Here is a 15776-nt window from a genome sequence, read left to right as displayed (position 1 = left end):
TACCAAGTACTTAGAGTACTTAGTATATTAAATTATACAAATAAAATTACCTTAATTATAGCATATATGAGAAGAAAAATAAAATATCTCATGCCTGTAATGCTGGCATGTTCTATGATGCAGTTCTCGTGTTCTGACTGGACAGATCCAGAAAGCATCAATATACATACTCCTTCTATGGAGGAACAAAATCCGGAACTTTATGCTCAATACCTGGAATCTCTCAACAACTTTAAAGCAACAGACCATCAGGTAGTAATTGTTTCAGTTAATAATGTAAGTACTGTAACAACCTCACGCAGTCAACATCTTACTGATATGCCTGACAGTCTCGACTATATTTGTCTAAACAATACAATGGAAGTAAATCAGGCAAATATATCTGAGATGAAGGAAGTACGTCGATTGGGTACAAAAGTATTGGGATTAGTTGATTTCGATGCTATAGAAAGTGCATGGAAAAAGATTCTTGAAGAAGAAGCAGCCAACGCTGTACCTAATCCCGAATCTGATGAAACAGAAAATGGAGAAGAAGGAGAAGAGACTGTCGACGATGCAACACGTTTTATTGAATACTGCAAAAGTGAGATCACTAAACAAATCGCCGCAAGTAACGCTTTAGATGTAGATGGAATTGTAGTGAATTATACAGGCTTCGACCTCAATTCGCTTGTTGAAGAGAATGAAATTGCCGCTGAAACAGCACGTCAAGGAGCATTCTTTGACGCGGTAGCTAACTGGAAAGTTGCGAATACTAATAAGGACTTGCTTTTCAAAGGTTACCCGCAGAACGTTATTGGTAAAAGTCTGCTTTCTGATTGTAAATACATCATTGTCAATGCGCATGGAGCAAAAAACCAATACGAGATGTCTTATCTCATACTCATGGCATCAGCAAAAAACGTACCAACCGACCGCTTCATCATGGGAGTAACAACGCCTTATCTTACCAATTCGGGGAGTTACAATGGTGAACTCGGAGATGGCTCATCTGCCATCATTGGAGCTGCTCAATGGGCAGTGGCAAAGACGCCTGACTACACCAAAGCTGGAATTTCAATTGATGCAGCGGAAAAAGACTATTTTAATGCCAGCAATGTATACCCAACCTTAAAAGAAGCTATAAGTATATTGAGTCCAACCGTTAAATAAAAAACTGCCTTATGAAATTAAACAATTTAATATTTACAGCTCTTGCCGGTTTCTCAATAATTCTTGCCGGTTGCCAGAACAACGATGAAAATGAACAGCATTATGACAATAAACTCTTCATTTCGGCATCGAACTTTACTAAGGAAATACTGTTCAAAGCTGGTGATACAAATGTAGAAACTGGTCTTTCAGTAGCCATAGCAAAGCCTGAAGAACATGATATCAAAGTGACTATGTCACCTGCTCCCGAACTTTTATCAACTTATAAACTGGCATATTACGATGAAACTGCAGTACTTCTTTCTGAAGAACATTATTCAATGCCAGAAACTTCGACTACCATCAAATCAGGTAGTATAGTTAGTCCAGAATTGCCTATTGAATTCATTAATACAGGAGAACTTGATATCAAAACCACTTATGTGCTTCCAGTCACTATTAAATCAGTGGAAGGAATCGGCGTTTTGCAAAGTGCTAAGACATATTATTATGTATTCCGCGGAGCATCACTTATTAATGTGGTATGTAATATCAGTCGTAATCGTGCTTATCCGGACTTCAAGAATGACTCCAAATTCAATAATCTAACGGAGAATACGATGGAGATACTGTTCAAGGCCAATTCATTCCCTAATACTCTGAACACGTTGATGGGTATCGAAAGCAATTATTTGCTCCGTATCGGTGACGCAACCATTCCGAATAACCAACTTCAAGTAGCTACTTCTGTTAACAATTGTACAAGCGCAGACCTTCAACTTGAAAGTGGCAAGTGGTATCATGTAGCTGTCGCATTCAATAAAGGTAATGTCAAAGTATATATCAATGGCGTAGAAAAGCTTTCCGGTTCAACGGGAAAGAGTTCTGTTAGTCTTGGTGCTAAACATACCAATGAGGAAGACGGCTCACGTTGTTTCTGGGTAGGTTATTCCTATAAAGATGACCGCTATTTTGATGGCGTCGTTTCCGAAGTACGAATCTGGAATCGTGCATTAACAGCAGAAGAAATTCAGGCAACAAATCACTTCTACACAATAGAACCTGAATCGGAAGGGCTCATTGCATATTGGAAATTCGACGAAGGTTCGGGTACAGTAGCTAAAGATTACAGCGTGAGTGGCTATGATTTGACAATCGAAAAAGAACCTAAATGGGAATCTGTTTCATTGCCTCAATAATAAATCATTTAACTAAGAATTGAATATGAATATGATAAACAATATCAAATATGCTTTCCTGCCAGTGGTAATGTTCACTATGGCAACCTTCACATCTTGTGAGGAAGACATTGAAATAGGAAACAAGATAGATGAATCTTCTTATTTGGCATCGACTCAACTGAGCGGATTATTATTGGACGAAAATACGAATAAAAACAGTTCGGTAATCGAGCTCCGAAATAATGAATATAGCACTAATGTGGTATTCCGTCTTTCTAAACTACCTCAAAAAGGAGTAGATGTTCAAATAGCTGTCGAGGAATCATATGCAGCTATATACAACACTATCCATGAAACGGATTTCGAAGTGTTTCCTGCCGCTAATGTGAAAATCGCAAATAATGGTACTTTTGTACTTGCCCCAGATGATAAAGTTACCCCAAGCGTGAAAGTTACACTGACTGCGTTTGATGGAATGGAAGAGGATAAAACCTACATAGTACCTTTGACAGTAACATCTTCTACTGAAGGAGTAACATTTACTGAAACGTCCAAGCATATGGTGCTTCTCGTTCAAGATTATCGCAACAAACCTAATACTAACAAAGGAGAAGATGCGGTACAAACAGTTCTTTATTTCGAAGTTAATGATACTAACCCGCTCAATGCCCTTGAGTTTCTGACTGAAAGTGGTAAATATTTTTTCGACCATATCGTACTTTTTGCTGCTAATATCAATTGGGATCCAGAGAAACAACGAGTATATTTAGCGAACAATGAAAATGTTCAATTCTTGCTCGACAATAATGATAAGTATCTACAACCATTGCGTAAAGCTGGTATGAAAATTATTATCAGCATCCTTGGTAATCATGACGAAGCTGGTGTCGCTCAACTTTCGGATATGGGAGCTAGGGAATTCGCCCGGGAACTAGCAGCTTATTGCCGTGCTTATAATCTGGACGGCGTCGCTTTCGATGACGAATATTCGAACTCACCAGACCTTTCAAACCCCTGGCTTGCAAGCCCATCAGCTTATGCAGGTTCACGATTAATGTATGAATGTAAAGCTGTCATGCCGGAAAAAATTGTCTCGCTCTATAACCTTGGCAACATGTATTCAAGTAGTCTCCAAGTTATCGATGGTATCGAACCTGGTCAGTATTGCGATTATGCTGTAGCTGACTATGGTGGTGCTGCTGGGCCAGGTACCGGTATGACATTGAAACAGTGTGCTGGTATGTCAATAGAACTAAGACGAGGCAGTGGCAACTCAAGTGAATCTACAGCGCGTTCTAGAAAAGAAGCTGGTTATGGATACTACATGTTCTTCGCACTTGACCCATCATTATATGGTTCACAAGTATATAGATGCCAATCCGTTTGTAAAGGTTTGTACGATGAAACATTAGTTTATCCAAGTTACTATTATAAAAAGAATAGTACAGAACGTGAAGCTATTAACTGATTAATGTATATTTTACCTTAAAAAGAATAGATATGAAATTATTTAAGAATTTAATGATAGTGTTATCGGTATCCCTCCTACTATGGGGTTGTTCTGATGATGATGAATCAATCAATAATGGTAATTCAACAATCTCACTATCGACCAATATACTCCAAGTGGATAAAAATGGAGGGGATGCTACAGTTACTGTAACAAGCTCCGATAACTGGCGGTTGTCAGGAATATGTGATTGGGCACATCCGTCAATAACTTCAGGTAAAGATGGTGATGTAGTTACTTTTACCATCGATCCTAACAAATTAGATGAAAAGCGTACTGCAACCTTCAAGTTTTTCACAGGTTCTTCAGTTGTGCCACTACAAGTAGAGTCTCAACCTGCATATATAATGGATTTACTTTCTGACGAAGCTCTTTCTATTACTAAAGAAAAAAGTACTGTGAGAATTCAACTTAATACCAATGTGGCCGACCCAACGATAACATATAGTGACGGTGGTAAAGAGTGGCTGACATTCGATAGACGTAATGAATTCGGTGGCAAAGTAACTTTATCATTCACTGCTGCCGAGAACAAGACATATAAAGATCGTAGTACAAAAATTACAATCTCAAGCCCACTCGTTACTGAAAGTGTCAATGTAGATATTAATCAAAAACAAACAGATGCAATTATCACCGAAAGTAACACTTTAACATATGATCTAACAGCACGAACTATCTCTTTTAAAGTGAAATACAACGTCAATTACGCTATTTCCATAACAAAAGGGAAAGATTGGATTACTGGTCAATCAATTTCCGAACCACAAAAAGGCGATGATGGTTTGACTACGGTTACTGTTACTTATAAACTATCCGCATCACCAGCTTCGCGTGGAGGTACAATTCATATTGCCCAAACCAGTGGTACATTAGTAAAAGATATTGCTATTGTTCAAAAAGATCCGGACGCCAGCCCTGTGGAAATTCCAGATGCCGTTCTTCGAGCACTTTGTATATCTAACGGTTGGGCTCTCCCTATTGATGATACCAAATGTATTATTCTTGAAGAAGGATTAAACGCAACTTCATTCTCTAACACCTCATACTCTAACCAGATTAAAGATTTAACCGGAATAGAGTATTTCCCTAACCTGACTTCATTACGTTTAGGTTATTGTTCAAACATGAAAAAGCTTGATATTTCAGGTTTACATAAGGTATCATCACTCACATTTAATAGCCCTACTATTTGTGAAGAGTATAATTTGGGAGATAATCCAATTACTAGTTTCAATGCAGGAGGTAGCTATGTTTATTCGGAGGCAGAAAGTCTTAAAGTCATCAGTAGTAAACTTGAGTCTTTGGATTTAAGTCTTGTTTCCTGGTATGCAAGTTATGATTATGTTACGTCAATTGATGCTTCGGAATGTCCAGCATTAACAAACTTAAACGCCAATCGTAGCAGCAAAATTAAGACTCTTTATTTAAAGACTGGTCAAGTGATACCAAAGTTAACTAAGAATGATGCAACTACTATTGTTTACAAATAATTAATATATAGAGAAATAATTTATAGAGAATCCCTTTATTTACTCTTTCCAAATCTGTGAATAGAGTCAAATAAAGGGATTATTGCTATCTATTTTTATCTAATGCTAGCTCTTATCTTAAAATACTCTTTTCATCTATAAACAAACCACAACCAGTACTCAAAGACCTTTTTGAATCCAACAATATTGAAATCAACTGATTATATAATCAATGTAACCTTAAAACTCTAAATCATATAAAGATTAAGAGTCATTCAAAAAACAAAACTATTCCACCTGCTCTTTCGGGTAATTCACCAAATACAGTGTCTTTGTCGCCCGAGTAAAAGCTGTATACAACCACCGGAAATAATCCGGAGTCAAATACTCATCTGTCATATACCCCTGATCTAAAAACACATTCTGCCACTGTCCGCCTTGCGCTTTATGACAGGTTATTGCGTATGCATATTTCACCTGCAAAGCATTGTAATGCGGATCGGCTTTCATCTTTTTCATCCGGTCTCTTTTGTTTGGAATATCTATATAATCCTCAAGTACCGTATAGAACAATCGGTCATTGTCTTCTTTCGGCAATGCAGGTGAGTCCGAATGTAAAGTGTCTAATAATAGATTCGCATCCAATTCAAAATCATTCTGATCAGGAAAGCGGAGAGTAACTTCGGCAAAACGAAAACCATATATTTCACGAGTTCGACGAACACGCCGGACAACTGCAATTTCTCCATTAGCTATAAAATCCATCTCCTTATATTTCTCCGTCCAATAGTAATTATTTTTGGCTATCATCAACATATCTCCTGTATTCAATTCATCTTCACGCCAAAGAATTTGAGCACGTATTCCATTGTTATATAGGTTTGCACGTTTATTGGAACGACAGACAACAATCGTCTCATCCATACCATCATGATCGTAGCAATTAGTTAGTTCCTCTATCAGTTCAGTTCCCGGCACCAGTTTAATATCAGGAAAACCTGCTATTTTTATCTTAGGCAGAGAATAACAATCATCCTCTGCTATCAATTGCCTCAACTGTGTGGCATTCCATAATATTCCGGATTCTTGCACCTGACGGACTACTTGAGTAAGATCAATCTCACGTACTTCAAGTCCATACCCCTTCAATGCATCGGAAAAAAGTGCCGGGCTTAACTCCTCTCCTACCGGAGGAAGCTGCGCGGTATCACCCATTAACAAGAGACGACATCCCTGTCCTGAATAAACAAATTGCACCAAATCATCCAATAAACGTCCTGTTCCAAACATACTGCCCGACAGTCCTTCGTTTGAAATCATGGAAGCCTCGTCGACAATAAACAATGTATTGGTAGCTAAATTGTCATTGATCGAAAAGTTACTAAGTTCATTAGAAAAAGATTGTTGTCTATATATTTTTTTATGAATAGTAAAAGCCGGATGTCCTGCATACACTGAAAAAACTTTTGCCGCACGTCCTGTAGGAGCCAACAATACAGATTTCTGCTGCAGCTGATCCATCGTTTTCACCAATGCCCCTACCAACGATGTTTTACCAGTACCAGCATACCCTCTTAAGATAAAGACTTCATCTGCCAGTGTGGACAGCAGAAACTCTGAAAGAGATTTTACAGCAATTTCCTGCTCTAAAGTTGGCTGATAAGGAAAATTTTCCTTAATTTGCCTTTCTAAATAGTTATTTATCATTTTTGTACGAGAAAAAAGTTCGAGGAACTATCGTATTTAAATTTATTTATTCTATTTTTGCGATGCGAATATAACAACTAAAAACATAATTTATCATGAAAACAGTATTTAATATTGTATTGGTGCTTTGTGCTGCTGCACTGATTTACATCTGTTACACCAGCATTATGGGTCCTATCAATTTTGAAAACGCAAAAAAAGAAAGAGAAAAAGCAGTCATTGCCCGTTTGATCGACATCCGTAAGGCACAGCAGGAATACCGTTCGCTGCACCGCGGAATGTATGCACCCAAATTAGACACACTGATTGATTTCGTTAAAAATCAAAAATTGCCGTTCGTTATGAAGATGGGAATGTTAACTGACAAGCAATTGGAAGATGGACTGACTGAAAAGAAAGCCATGGCTATCATCGAAAAAGCAAAGAAAACCGGTAGATACGATGAAGTTAAGAAATGGGGACTTGAAAACTTCAAACGTGACACTATGTGGGTAGCTGTATTGGATACTATCTATCCCAAAGGATTCAATGCCGACTCTATGAAATATATTCCTCACGGAAATGGTGCTCAATTCGAAATGAACGTGAAAAATGACACTGCCAAGTCTGGTGCTCCGGTATATTTGTTCGAAGTGAAAGCTCCATACGAAACTTATTTGAGCGGACTTGACAAACAAGAAATCATCAACCTAAAAGACCTGGATTCTAAACTAGGCAAATATAGCGGCTTGATGGTAGGTTCTATCGATACTCCAAACAATGGTGCTGGTAACTGGGAATAATGATTGATTTTACTAAATCAAAACAATATACTTTATCCATCCGTCTTAGTACGGATGGATTTTCTTTTTCTATCTATAACCCGATTCATGACGATTCGCTTTCAATAATAGAGAAAGAGATAAATGCGTCTTCATCCCTTACAGCAAATCTAAAAACACTCTTTCACGAATCGGATTTCCTCAATCATCCTTACAAACGAGTAAACATTATGATGGCAGGCAAGCGTTTTACGATTGCGCCATTAGAATTGTTTGAAGAGGAACAGGCGGAACTTCTGTTTTATCATAATCATCAGAAAAAAGAAAACGAAACGGTGCTCTATAATATTCTAAGAAAGAATAATGTAGCTGTCATCTTCGGCATAGACAAAAGCGCACAGACCTTTTTGAATGAACAATATCCCGAAGCTCGTTTCTATTCTCAATCTACTCCATTCATCGATTATTTTTCTGTAAAAAGCAGATTGGGAAACAGTAAGAAGATGTATGCTTCTATACGCAAAGACGGCATTGACATCTATTGTTTTGAACGAGGACATCTGCTTCTGGCTAATTCCTTTGAATGTACGCACACAGAAGACCGTATTTACTATTTATTGTACGCCTGGAAACAACTGGAGTTTAATCAGGAACGGGATGAGTTACACCTAACCGGAATACTTCCGGAGAAAGACGTTTTAATGAGTGAATTGAAAAAGTTTATCCTACAGGTATTCATCATGAATCCTGCAACTAATATTGACATGCAAGCCTTATTAACATGCGAGTAATCAGCGGTATTTACAAACGAAGAAGATTTGACGTGCCTCGGACATTTAAAGCACGCCCTACGACAGATTTCGCCAAAGAAAATCTGTTTAATGTACTCAATAACTATATCGATTTTGAAGAAGGAATAACAGCTCTTGATTTGTTTGCCGGAACGGGAAGCATCAGTATCGAATTGGTATCCCGCGGATGCGACCGTGTTATCAGCATTGAGAAAGATCCTGCACATCACTCATTCATCTGCAAAATTATGAAAGAGGTGCAGACAGACAAATGTCTGCCGATACGCGGAGATGTATTCAAGTTTATCAAAAATGGCCGCGAACAGTTCGACTTCATCTTTGCCGATCCTCCCTACGCTTTAAAAGAGTTGGAAACAATACCCGAATTAATCTTTCAGAATAATCTTCTCAAAGAAGGAGGATTATTGGTACTGGAGCATGGAAAAGATAATAATTTCGAAGAAAATCCACATTTCCTTGAGAGAAGGGTGTATGGAAGTGTGAACTTCTCACTATTCAGATAAGATCCAAATACAATTTCATCCTTATTAAAGTAGCGGAGCCAATAAACGCACGATAGACTCCACAGCTTTTTGTCTCCACGAACGTCTGCCCCAATTCTTCAAAAAGATCTGTGTACTTTCGCGCTGGTCCTGAAGAAATATTTCTTTCATTTCAAGGGCAGTTTCTACGTCATACATAAAAGCATTCACCTCAAAGTTATGCTCAAAGCTACGGAAGTCAACATTGGTAGAGCCTACAGTGGAAAGCATATCATCTGAAACCATCAGCTTAGAATGTAGAAAACCTTTCTTATAAAAATAGACCTTAACACCTGCCTGCATCACATCTGCCAAATAAGAACGCGATCCAAGATGAGTTATCCAGTTATCTGCACGTTCCGGTAACATCAAGCGTATATCCACCCCAGACAATGCTGCTGTTTGCATAGCTGCTAATATTGGTTCTGTAGGCAAAAAATAAGGTGTTTGCATATAGAAATATTTTTTTGCACTGGTAATGGCAACAGTCAATCCCTGCATGATTTCTTTCCATGGCCCGATAGGCTCACTCGTGACAATTTGCACTAAAGAACTTCCGCAAGAGTCAATCTTCGGAAAATAACGGGAAGCGGTTATCAACGTACGGTCTACAAAATACCAATCAAGCAAAAAAGCCGTTTGTAAACCATGCACTGCCTTGCCTTCCAACATGATATGCGTATCTCGCCAAATCCCCCAAGAAAAGCCACGCATATAACGTTCTGCCAGGTTCATTCCCCCAACGAAGCCCACGCGTCCGTCAATAACGACAATCTTTCTATGGTTGCGGTAATTCACCCTACTGGTAAATAAGGGAAAACGTACTTTCAAAAAGCTCCTGACTTCAATACCGGCATTGCGCATTTCTTCAAAAAAACGGTTAGGCACATGCCAGCAACCTACATCATCATAGATAACCCGTACTTCAACCCCGTGAGAAGCTTTTTCTATCAGCACATCCCTGACCATACGCCCGATAGCGTCATCTTCAAAGATGTAATATTCCATGTGGATATGCTGCTTCGCTTTTTGCAGTTCACGCAACAATGATTGAAGTTTGGTATATCCTTCGGTATAGACTGCCACACGGTTCCCCTCAAATGGAAACGCTTGATTCGTTTGCTGGAAAAGCTGAATAAGACGGGAGTATTCATAAGGAACGTCCGAACAATCCTGTGCGAGATATTCGGCCATTGGTTTCTTCAATAAGCGGTCGTAGCTTTTTTGCCCAATGATACGTTCGCGACGTTGACTCCGCCCAAAGAAAAAATAAAAGACAAGTCCGACAATAGGAAGGAAAAGTAATATGAGTATCCATGCCATGGTTTTAACCGGATTCCGGTTGTCAAGAATGATGATGACAATCGTACCGATAATGGCTCCAAAATAAAGAATATCAAAAGCCACTATTGCTATCTGGCTAAGCATATAGTTCCAATCAATCATAGGAATCTCCTTTCATACGGATACTAAACAACAAATATAGAGTAAATTCTCGGATTAACAAAGAAGTCCCGGCAACAACATTGAATCGTTGTGCCGGGACTTCTTGTTTTTATTTAAACTTATTACTCTGCTTTAGTGTGGTCTGCCACCTCCAAAGCCACCACGCGGGGCACGAGGCCCACCACCATCAAAACCGCCATGACGCATATTGCCGCGAGCTTCTTTATTTCCAAAAACATTCAGACGATAAGAGAAACGAAGCATGCAGTAGCTATTAATTCCGTTATATTCAGAAACAGAACGCATATCGGCTGTTAACGAACGGCTGATATTAGATTGCTGCCGCAGAATATCATATACTTCAAAACTGATGGTTGCGGCATTGCCTTTCAGGAAGTTTTGGGCAATCTGTGCATTCCAAATAAGTTCATTCTTATTCATACTGGCATCACGATAACCACGACGAGCGTTATTAGTGATATTGGTAGACAACGTCATACTCCAAGGTAAAGAGATATTAGTACTTGCACCATAACCAAATGTATAGGGTTCTTGATTGTTTTCCGGACGCAGTTGATTTCGCTCAAAGTTATAGTTGATTGAACCATTCAAGGTAAATTCAAACCAGTCGTTACGGAAAGTTCCATTCAGATTCTCTCCGAAAGTCAGTGTCGTACTAGTGTTCTTGTCATTTATTTTAGTATCGTCATTAAAAAGATAAGAAACTGCATTGGTATAATTAGCACGGGAGAAAGAATTTATGGTAAACCGCTTGTCTCTCAATGCTGTATTGAATCCAAACATTCCCATCGCATTCCAGTTTCCGTTGATATTCTCCGGTTTAACAGTCACTCCACCAGTACTCTGATTATAAGTAGTGGCATTAGTAATGCTATTTTGAGTCATATTCAAGTTTACATGAGCCATCATGCCACGCTGTTTATCTGCATTATAAGTATTATAAAACAAACGCATAGAATGAGAGAAAGAAGGTTTCAATCCCGGATTACCCTTACGGATATTCAACGGATTAGAGTCATCAGTTACATCAAGCAAATTTTCCATACTCGGCTGGCTTGCACGTCCCCGATAGGTAAAGCGCAACTGGCTGACTTTAGAAAATCTGTAACGAAAATCAACGTTAGGAGCAAAATTGAACACATTTCTTTTTACTACAGTATCTACTTCGGCTTTCTTATAATCCAATCTGGTGTTCTGCGGTTGCAAAGATACTCCAAAGTTCAATCTATATTTCTCGCGGATAATATTTAGTCCTGCATTAATATCATGGTTATAATATTTATATTGAGCATACTTACTCAAATCTCTATCTTTATTCTCTTCATATCCTACAGGCAGACCATCACCAAAATTCCAAAACCAATCCTGTCCTTTATCGGCATCAGGAATCAAGCTGTATGTACTTCTGTCACTTTCACTATATTTATATTGAAATTTATAGCGGAACTGTAAGAAGGTAGCTCTCGCAATCGGTTCGCTATAGGTCAGTTCGGCAGTATAATCATAATTTTTGGTTGGAGAAGTAGTATATTGTTTACGCTCATCATCTTCTTTTTTTGCATTATCATCAAAATAACGCGTCAATGATTCACTAAACTGTTCGCTGTCATTATCTCCATAACTAAATGTACCACGGAAAGTGATGTTTCGTCCCTGATTATTCAATCTACGATTCACTTGCAAAGAAGCATTTGCAGAGAGATTCTGCCCTTCAGATTTTGATTCACTATTACTGGCGTTGACACGAATAGCTTCTAAAGGATCATCCGTACTTCCCCAGAAAATCTTATTCAAAAACTCATTAGGATTAGACACCAAATTAAATGGATCTCCATTAAAAGTTCCCGATTCGGAAATAGAATAACTATTAGACTTTCCATAAGAAACGTTCGGACGGAAAATGATATTTGTCAATGTGTCCGGTTTCCACTCCAACCGAAAGTCTGCATTAAAGTTCGTATTCTTATTGCGGCCTTTACTGTTCGAATTTGAATAAGAATTTCCATTTTGCAGGAAACGTTCCGAGTAGTTTGTAGATGTTGCATCCCGATCACTGAAATTATAACGGGCACTACCTCCCAGTTCCAATTTTTCAGTCTGGGTAGCAAAGTTAGCCCCTAACATCCTGGTAGCAGTCAAACCATTGCTGTTCCGGAAACGAGGTCCGCCACCTCCACCGGAGAATCCCTGATCGTTCACATTATTAGCAGAACCGATTAAAGAGAATTGGCTATTATCGACAAAACGATTCAACATCAAGTTGCTTCCGTAACGATCTTCTGTACCACCGGCAACACTTGCATTACCAAACCAACCTTGATTCATACCTTTCTTCACTTTCAGGTCAAGAACAGTTTCTTCTTCTCCGTCATCTATTCCGGTAACACGTGCCAAATCAGACTTTTTATCGTACGTCTTCAGTTTGTCGATCATGTTGACCGGTAAGTTCTTCAATCCGGTTTTCACATCACCGCCAAAGAACTCTTTACCATCCACCATAATCTTCTTTACTTCTTTACCATTGATTTTGACGTTACCGTCATCGTCTATTTCTGCTCCCGGAAGTTTCTTCACCAACTCTTCGAGCATCGCCCCTTCGGGAGTACGGTAAGCTGTTGAGTTATATTCCAGCGTATCTTCTTTCACGACCACCTGCGGAGCTTCGGCAGTAATCACCGCTTCCTTCAGCATGACAGCATCAGGGTCCAATGTAATGGTTCCCAATTTTTTATCAGTGGCGTTAGCAGATAATTGTACCGGTACGAGCTTGGTTCGGAATCCAATATAGGAAACTTTCAACACATATTTTCCGGCTTTTACTTTGGGGAGAGTAAACCATCCCTGGTTACTACTGGCTATACCGGCGGCATAAGCACTATCAGGTAATGATAGCAATTGAACTGTAGCCTGCGCTGCGGGCTCTTTAGTATCGGATTCCACCACACGTCCCGAAACGGTAATAACCTTATTCTGTGCAAAAATTGAGAAGGTGCATAGCAACATCAGCACCAACCCTGCTGAAAATCTTTTCATTTACCTTATTTACGATTATATTAGTAGCAATAACAATGTCTTTTTGACAAATCGAATCGCAAAAGGTTTAATTGAAAAGAAAATTATCTTTTAAAGAATCGATCAACAAGCGCTTTTTTCAGACCAAACTCCAGACAAAGCACATTAAAAACCAGAAAAGTAAGGAAAGAGGAAGTATCGACGTTTATCACATCTCCTTGCATAACACGCCACAACATACCACCAAAGACGAACAAGAATGTCAAAAAGATAGCATTACGAACAGCCGAATTCCGGATTTGCTCCGTTTCACGGCTTTCATTCTTACTCAATGCAAAGATTATTAACAAGCATCCTGCCATCATCAACAACTTTGTACATTCTTTATAAAACAGCAAGTTAGTATCAGTTACTACTCCCTGCATCACCAAAATAAAAGGGATAAACAGAGCTACCAACAAGACAACATATCCTAAAGGACGACAATATACAGGTAATAATGCTTTCATGATTAAACGTTTTAATGAGACAAAAGTAAGTAAAAAAAGATATTTTATATACATTTGCAGAGTAAAAAAGCAAAAGAATCATGAGTAAACAAGAAGTTATTCTCTGCGAAAGCTTGGAAACGAGCCTCGGTCGTGCCATTGAGCTATGTCCGCATGACAAATTATTCGTCCTTACAGACGAGCATACCCAGCGTCTTTGTCTCCCCTCTCTAAAGGAATCGGGTCTGTTGAAAGATGCTGTAGAAATCTGTATCGGAGCAGAAGATGTGCATAAAACTCTGGAAACACTCGCTTCCGTCTGGATGGCATTAAGCACTCAAGGGGCTACCCGCCACTCTTTACTTATCAATCTTGGAGGAGGGATGGTGACAGATCTCGGAGGTTTTGCCGCAGCTACATTCAAACGGGGCATTTCCTATATCAATATACCAACCACCCTGCTCGCCATGGTGGACGCATCAGTGGGGGGTAAAACAGGAATCAACTTCAACGGACTGAAAAATGAAATCGGTGCTTTCGCTCCGGCAAACAGTGTATTGATTGAAACTGAATTCCTACGCACATTGGACACACACAATTTCTTCTCCGGATATGCTGAAATGTTGAAGCATGGTTTGATTAGCAATACGGCACATTGGGCAGAATTGCTCAATTTCGATTCCTCTAGTATTGATTATGCAGCTCTCAAACAATTGGTAGGCCAATCGGTACAAGTGAAAGAAGATATTGTAGAACAGGATCCCTTCGAACATGGAATCCGCAAAGCATTAAATCTGGGACACACCGTAGGACATGCGTTCGAAAGTATGGCACTGGCAGAAAACCGTCCTGTATTACATGGATATGCAGTAGCTTGGGGAATTGTGTGCGAACTGTATCTTTCTCATCTCAAAGTAGGTTTCCCGAAAGAGAAAATGCGGCAAACGATCCAGTTTATCAAGGATAATTATGGCATATTTACTTTCGACTGCAAAAAATATGACCAACTGTATGCATTTATGACGCATGATAAAAAGAATACTTCAGGCACTATCAATTTCACATTACTAAAAGATATTGGAGACATTTGCATCAATCAGACTGCCGATAAGGACACTATCTTCGAAATGCTCGACTTCTATCGCGAATGTATGGGAATTTAATCCATCCTACATCAGATATACCGCATAATAAAAGGGAATGAAATAGACTTCATTCCCTTTCTCTTCCCAATCCCTATAGATATTATTGCCTATTGTGAGGCAATTGTCCGCACTATTGTTCTAAGTTACTCATTCGATATTGTGAAAGCGACATTCCTGTATGCTTTCTAAAAAAACGTCCAAGCGACGATTGATTCGCAAAGTTCGTTTTAATCGCTATTTCCTGAATGTTCAGGCTGGTATTTTTCAGCAAAGCCTTGATTTCTAATATGATGTATTCAACAATCCAGTCTTTGGCAGACTTCCCGCTTGTCTCCTTAATTACCATAGTCAGGTATTTGGAAGTAATACACAGTTTATCCGCATAAAAAGCCACATCCTTATTCTCCTTAAAATGCTTCATGATAAGCCCAAAGAATTTATTAGCCAACTCTTCTTTACGGGTATCCCTGCGGGCAGTCATCAAGGTAGATTCCTTTTGATAAGCATTGAACAGTTCCAGATACAGGGCAGACGCATTATATTTTTTACTATATTCTCCTTTGTTATTT

The 15776-nt window shown here is 38.9% G+C and carries 13 protein-coding genes; 8 read left to right on the top strand and 5 right to left on the bottom strand.

The window, feature by feature from the left end:
• Positions 1-66: 66 nt before the first annotated feature.
• Genes DXA54_RS26760 through DXA54_RS26745 form a run of 4 tightly spaced genes read left to right on the top strand, consistent with a single transcriptional unit; the run spans position 67 to position 5315 of the window.
• The gene (locus DXA54_RS26760; RefSeq protein WP_004301368.1) at positions 67-1152 is read left to right on the top strand and encodes a glycoside hydrolase family 18; all 1086 of its coding nucleotides are present in this window, start codon (positions 67-69) and stop codon (positions 1150-1152) included.
• Positions 1153-1163: 11 nt separating this feature from the next.
• Positions 1164-2330 carry a DUF1735 and LamG domain-containing protein gene (locus tag DXA54_RS26755; protein ID WP_004301367.1) on the top strand — a complete coding sequence of 389 codons (1167 nt, stop codon included), beginning with the start codon at positions 1164-1166 and terminating at the stop codon, positions 2328-2330.
• A gap of 25 nt (positions 2331-2355) precedes the next feature.
• Complete coding sequence (locus tag DXA54_RS26750) at positions 2356-3780, top strand: BT_3987 domain-containing protein (RefSeq protein ID WP_004301366.1); 1425 nt, start codon at positions 2356-2358, stop codon at positions 3778-3780.
• A 32-nt stretch (positions 3781-3812) separates the two neighbouring features.
• Positions 3813-5315 carry a BACON domain-containing protein gene (locus DXA54_RS26745; RefSeq protein WP_120081115.1) on the top strand — a complete coding sequence of 501 codons (1503 nt, stop codon included), beginning with the start codon at positions 3813-3815 and terminating at the stop codon, positions 5313-5315.
• A gap of 267 nt (positions 5316-5582) precedes the next feature.
• Here the strand turns inward: DXA54_RS26745 and DXA54_RS26740 are convergent, their stop codons facing one another.
• Positions 5583-7001: an ATP-dependent RecD-like DNA helicase gene (locus tag DXA54_RS26740; protein ID WP_004311005.1), complete on the bottom strand. Its 1419-nt coding sequence runs from the start codon at positions 6999-7001 to the stop codon at positions 5583-5585.
• A 95-nt stretch (positions 7002-7096) separates the two neighbouring features.
• Here DXA54_RS26740 and DXA54_RS26735 point away from each other — a divergent pair, with 95 nt between their 5' ends.
• The 3 genes from DXA54_RS26735 to DXA54_RS26725 are packed head-to-tail and all read left to right on the top strand — an operon-like array spanning position 7097 to position 9077.
• Positions 7097-7783, top strand: coding sequence for a hypothetical protein (locus tag DXA54_RS26735; protein ID WP_004301363.1), 687 nt, complete (start codon positions 7097-7099; stop codon positions 7781-7783).
• A complete protein-coding gene (locus DXA54_RS26730; RefSeq protein WP_004311006.1) occupies positions 7783-8553 on the top strand; it encodes a DUF3822 family protein in 771 nt (256 codons plus the stop codon). Before DXA54_RS26735 ends, DXA54_RS26730 begins: the two co-directional genes overlap by 1 nt.
• A complete protein-coding gene (locus DXA54_RS26725) occupies positions 8544-9077 on the top strand; it encodes an RsmD family RNA methyltransferase (protein WP_004314595.1) in 534 nt (177 codons plus the stop codon). The genes DXA54_RS26730 and DXA54_RS26725 overlap by 10 nt, the downstream gene beginning before the upstream one ends.
• Positions 9078-9101: 24 nt before the next feature.
• On the opposite strand, the gene cls is transcribed toward DXA54_RS26725, so the two are convergent.
• The 3 genes from cls to DXA54_RS26710 form a co-directional block, all read right to left on the bottom strand.
• Complete coding sequence (cls, locus tag DXA54_RS26720) at positions 9102-10541, bottom strand: cardiolipin synthase (RefSeq protein WP_120081113.1); 1440 nt, start codon at positions 10539-10541, stop codon at positions 9102-9104.
• A gap of 132 nt (positions 10542-10673) precedes the next feature.
• Positions 10674-13595, bottom strand: coding sequence for a TonB-dependent receptor (locus DXA54_RS26715; protein WP_008650560.1), 2922 nt, complete (start codon positions 13593-13595; stop codon positions 10674-10676).
• Positions 13596-13678: 83 nt separating this feature from the next.
• Positions 13679-14083, bottom strand: a complete 405-nt coding sequence (locus tag DXA54_RS26710; protein WP_004305412.1) for a hypothetical protein — start codon at positions 14081-14083, stop codon at positions 13679-13681.
• 80 nt (positions 14084-14163) lie between these two features.
• Here DXA54_RS26710 and aroB point away from each other — a divergent pair, with 80 nt between their 5' ends.
• Positions 14164-15225: a 3-dehydroquinate synthase gene (aroB, locus tag DXA54_RS26705; protein ID WP_004301156.1), complete on the top strand. Its 1062-nt coding sequence runs from the start codon at positions 14164-14166 to the stop codon at positions 15223-15225.
• 112 nt (positions 15226-15337) lie between these two features.
• Here the strand turns inward: aroB and DXA54_RS26700 are convergent.
• Positions 15338-15776, bottom strand: a 439-nt coding sequence (locus DXA54_RS26700; RefSeq protein WP_133304699.1) for a helix-turn-helix domain-containing protein, incomplete at its 5' end; no start/stop codon positions are given.

The sequence above is a fragment of the Bacteroides sp. OF03-11BH genome (assembly GCF_003604005.1).
Lineage (GTDB): Bacteria > Bacteroidota > Bacteroidia > Bacteroidales > Bacteroidaceae > Bacteroides > Bacteroides ovatus.
The sequence above is the reverse complement of the archived record's forward strand: the minus strand, read 5'-3'. Positions and strand labels throughout refer to the sequence as shown.

Excerpts from the sequence above, each read along its gene's own strand:
- DXA54_RS26750 (WP_004301366.1), top strand. The coding sequence starts at position 2,356 with ATGAATATGATAAACAATATCAAATATGCTTTCCTGCCAGTGGTAATG.
- aroB (WP_004301156.1), top strand. The coding sequence starts at position 14,164 with ATGAGTAAACAAGAAGTTATTCTCTGCGAAAGCTTGGAAACGAGCCTC.
- DXA54_RS26710 (WP_004305412.1), bottom strand. The coding sequence starts at position 14,083 with ATGAAAGCATTATTACCTGTATATTGTCGTCCTTTAGGATATGTTGTC.
- DXA54_RS26725 (WP_004314595.1), top strand. The coding sequence starts at position 8,544 with ATGCGAGTAATCAGCGGTATTTACAAACGAAGAAGATTTGACGTGCCT.
- DXA54_RS26730 (WP_004311006.1), top strand. The coding sequence starts at position 7,783 with ATGATTGATTTTACTAAATCAAAACAATATACTTTATCCATCCGTCTT.
- DXA54_RS26760 (WP_004301368.1), top strand. The coding sequence starts at position 67 with ATGAGAAGAAAAATAAAATATCTCATGCCTGTAATGCTGGCATGTTCT.
- DXA54_RS26755 (WP_004301367.1), top strand. The coding sequence starts at position 1,164 with ATGAAATTAAACAATTTAATATTTACAGCTCTTGCCGGTTTCTCAATA.
- DXA54_RS26745 (WP_120081115.1), top strand. The coding sequence starts at position 3,813 with ATGAAATTATTTAAGAATTTAATGATAGTGTTATCGGTATCCCTCCTA.
- DXA54_RS26735 (WP_004301363.1), top strand. The coding sequence starts at position 7,097 with ATGAAAACAGTATTTAATATTGTATTGGTGCTTTGTGCTGCTGCACTG.
- DXA54_RS26740 (WP_004311005.1), bottom strand. The coding sequence starts at position 7,001 with ATGATAAATAACTATTTAGAAAGGCAAATTAAGGAAAATTTTCCTTAT.
- DXA54_RS26715 (WP_008650560.1), bottom strand. The coding sequence starts at position 13,595 with ATGAAAAGATTTTCAGCAGGGTTGGTGCTGATGTTGCTATGCACCTTC.
- cls (WP_120081113.1), bottom strand. The coding sequence starts at position 10,541 with ATGATTGATTGGAACTATATGCTTAGCCAGATAGCAATAGTGGCTTTT.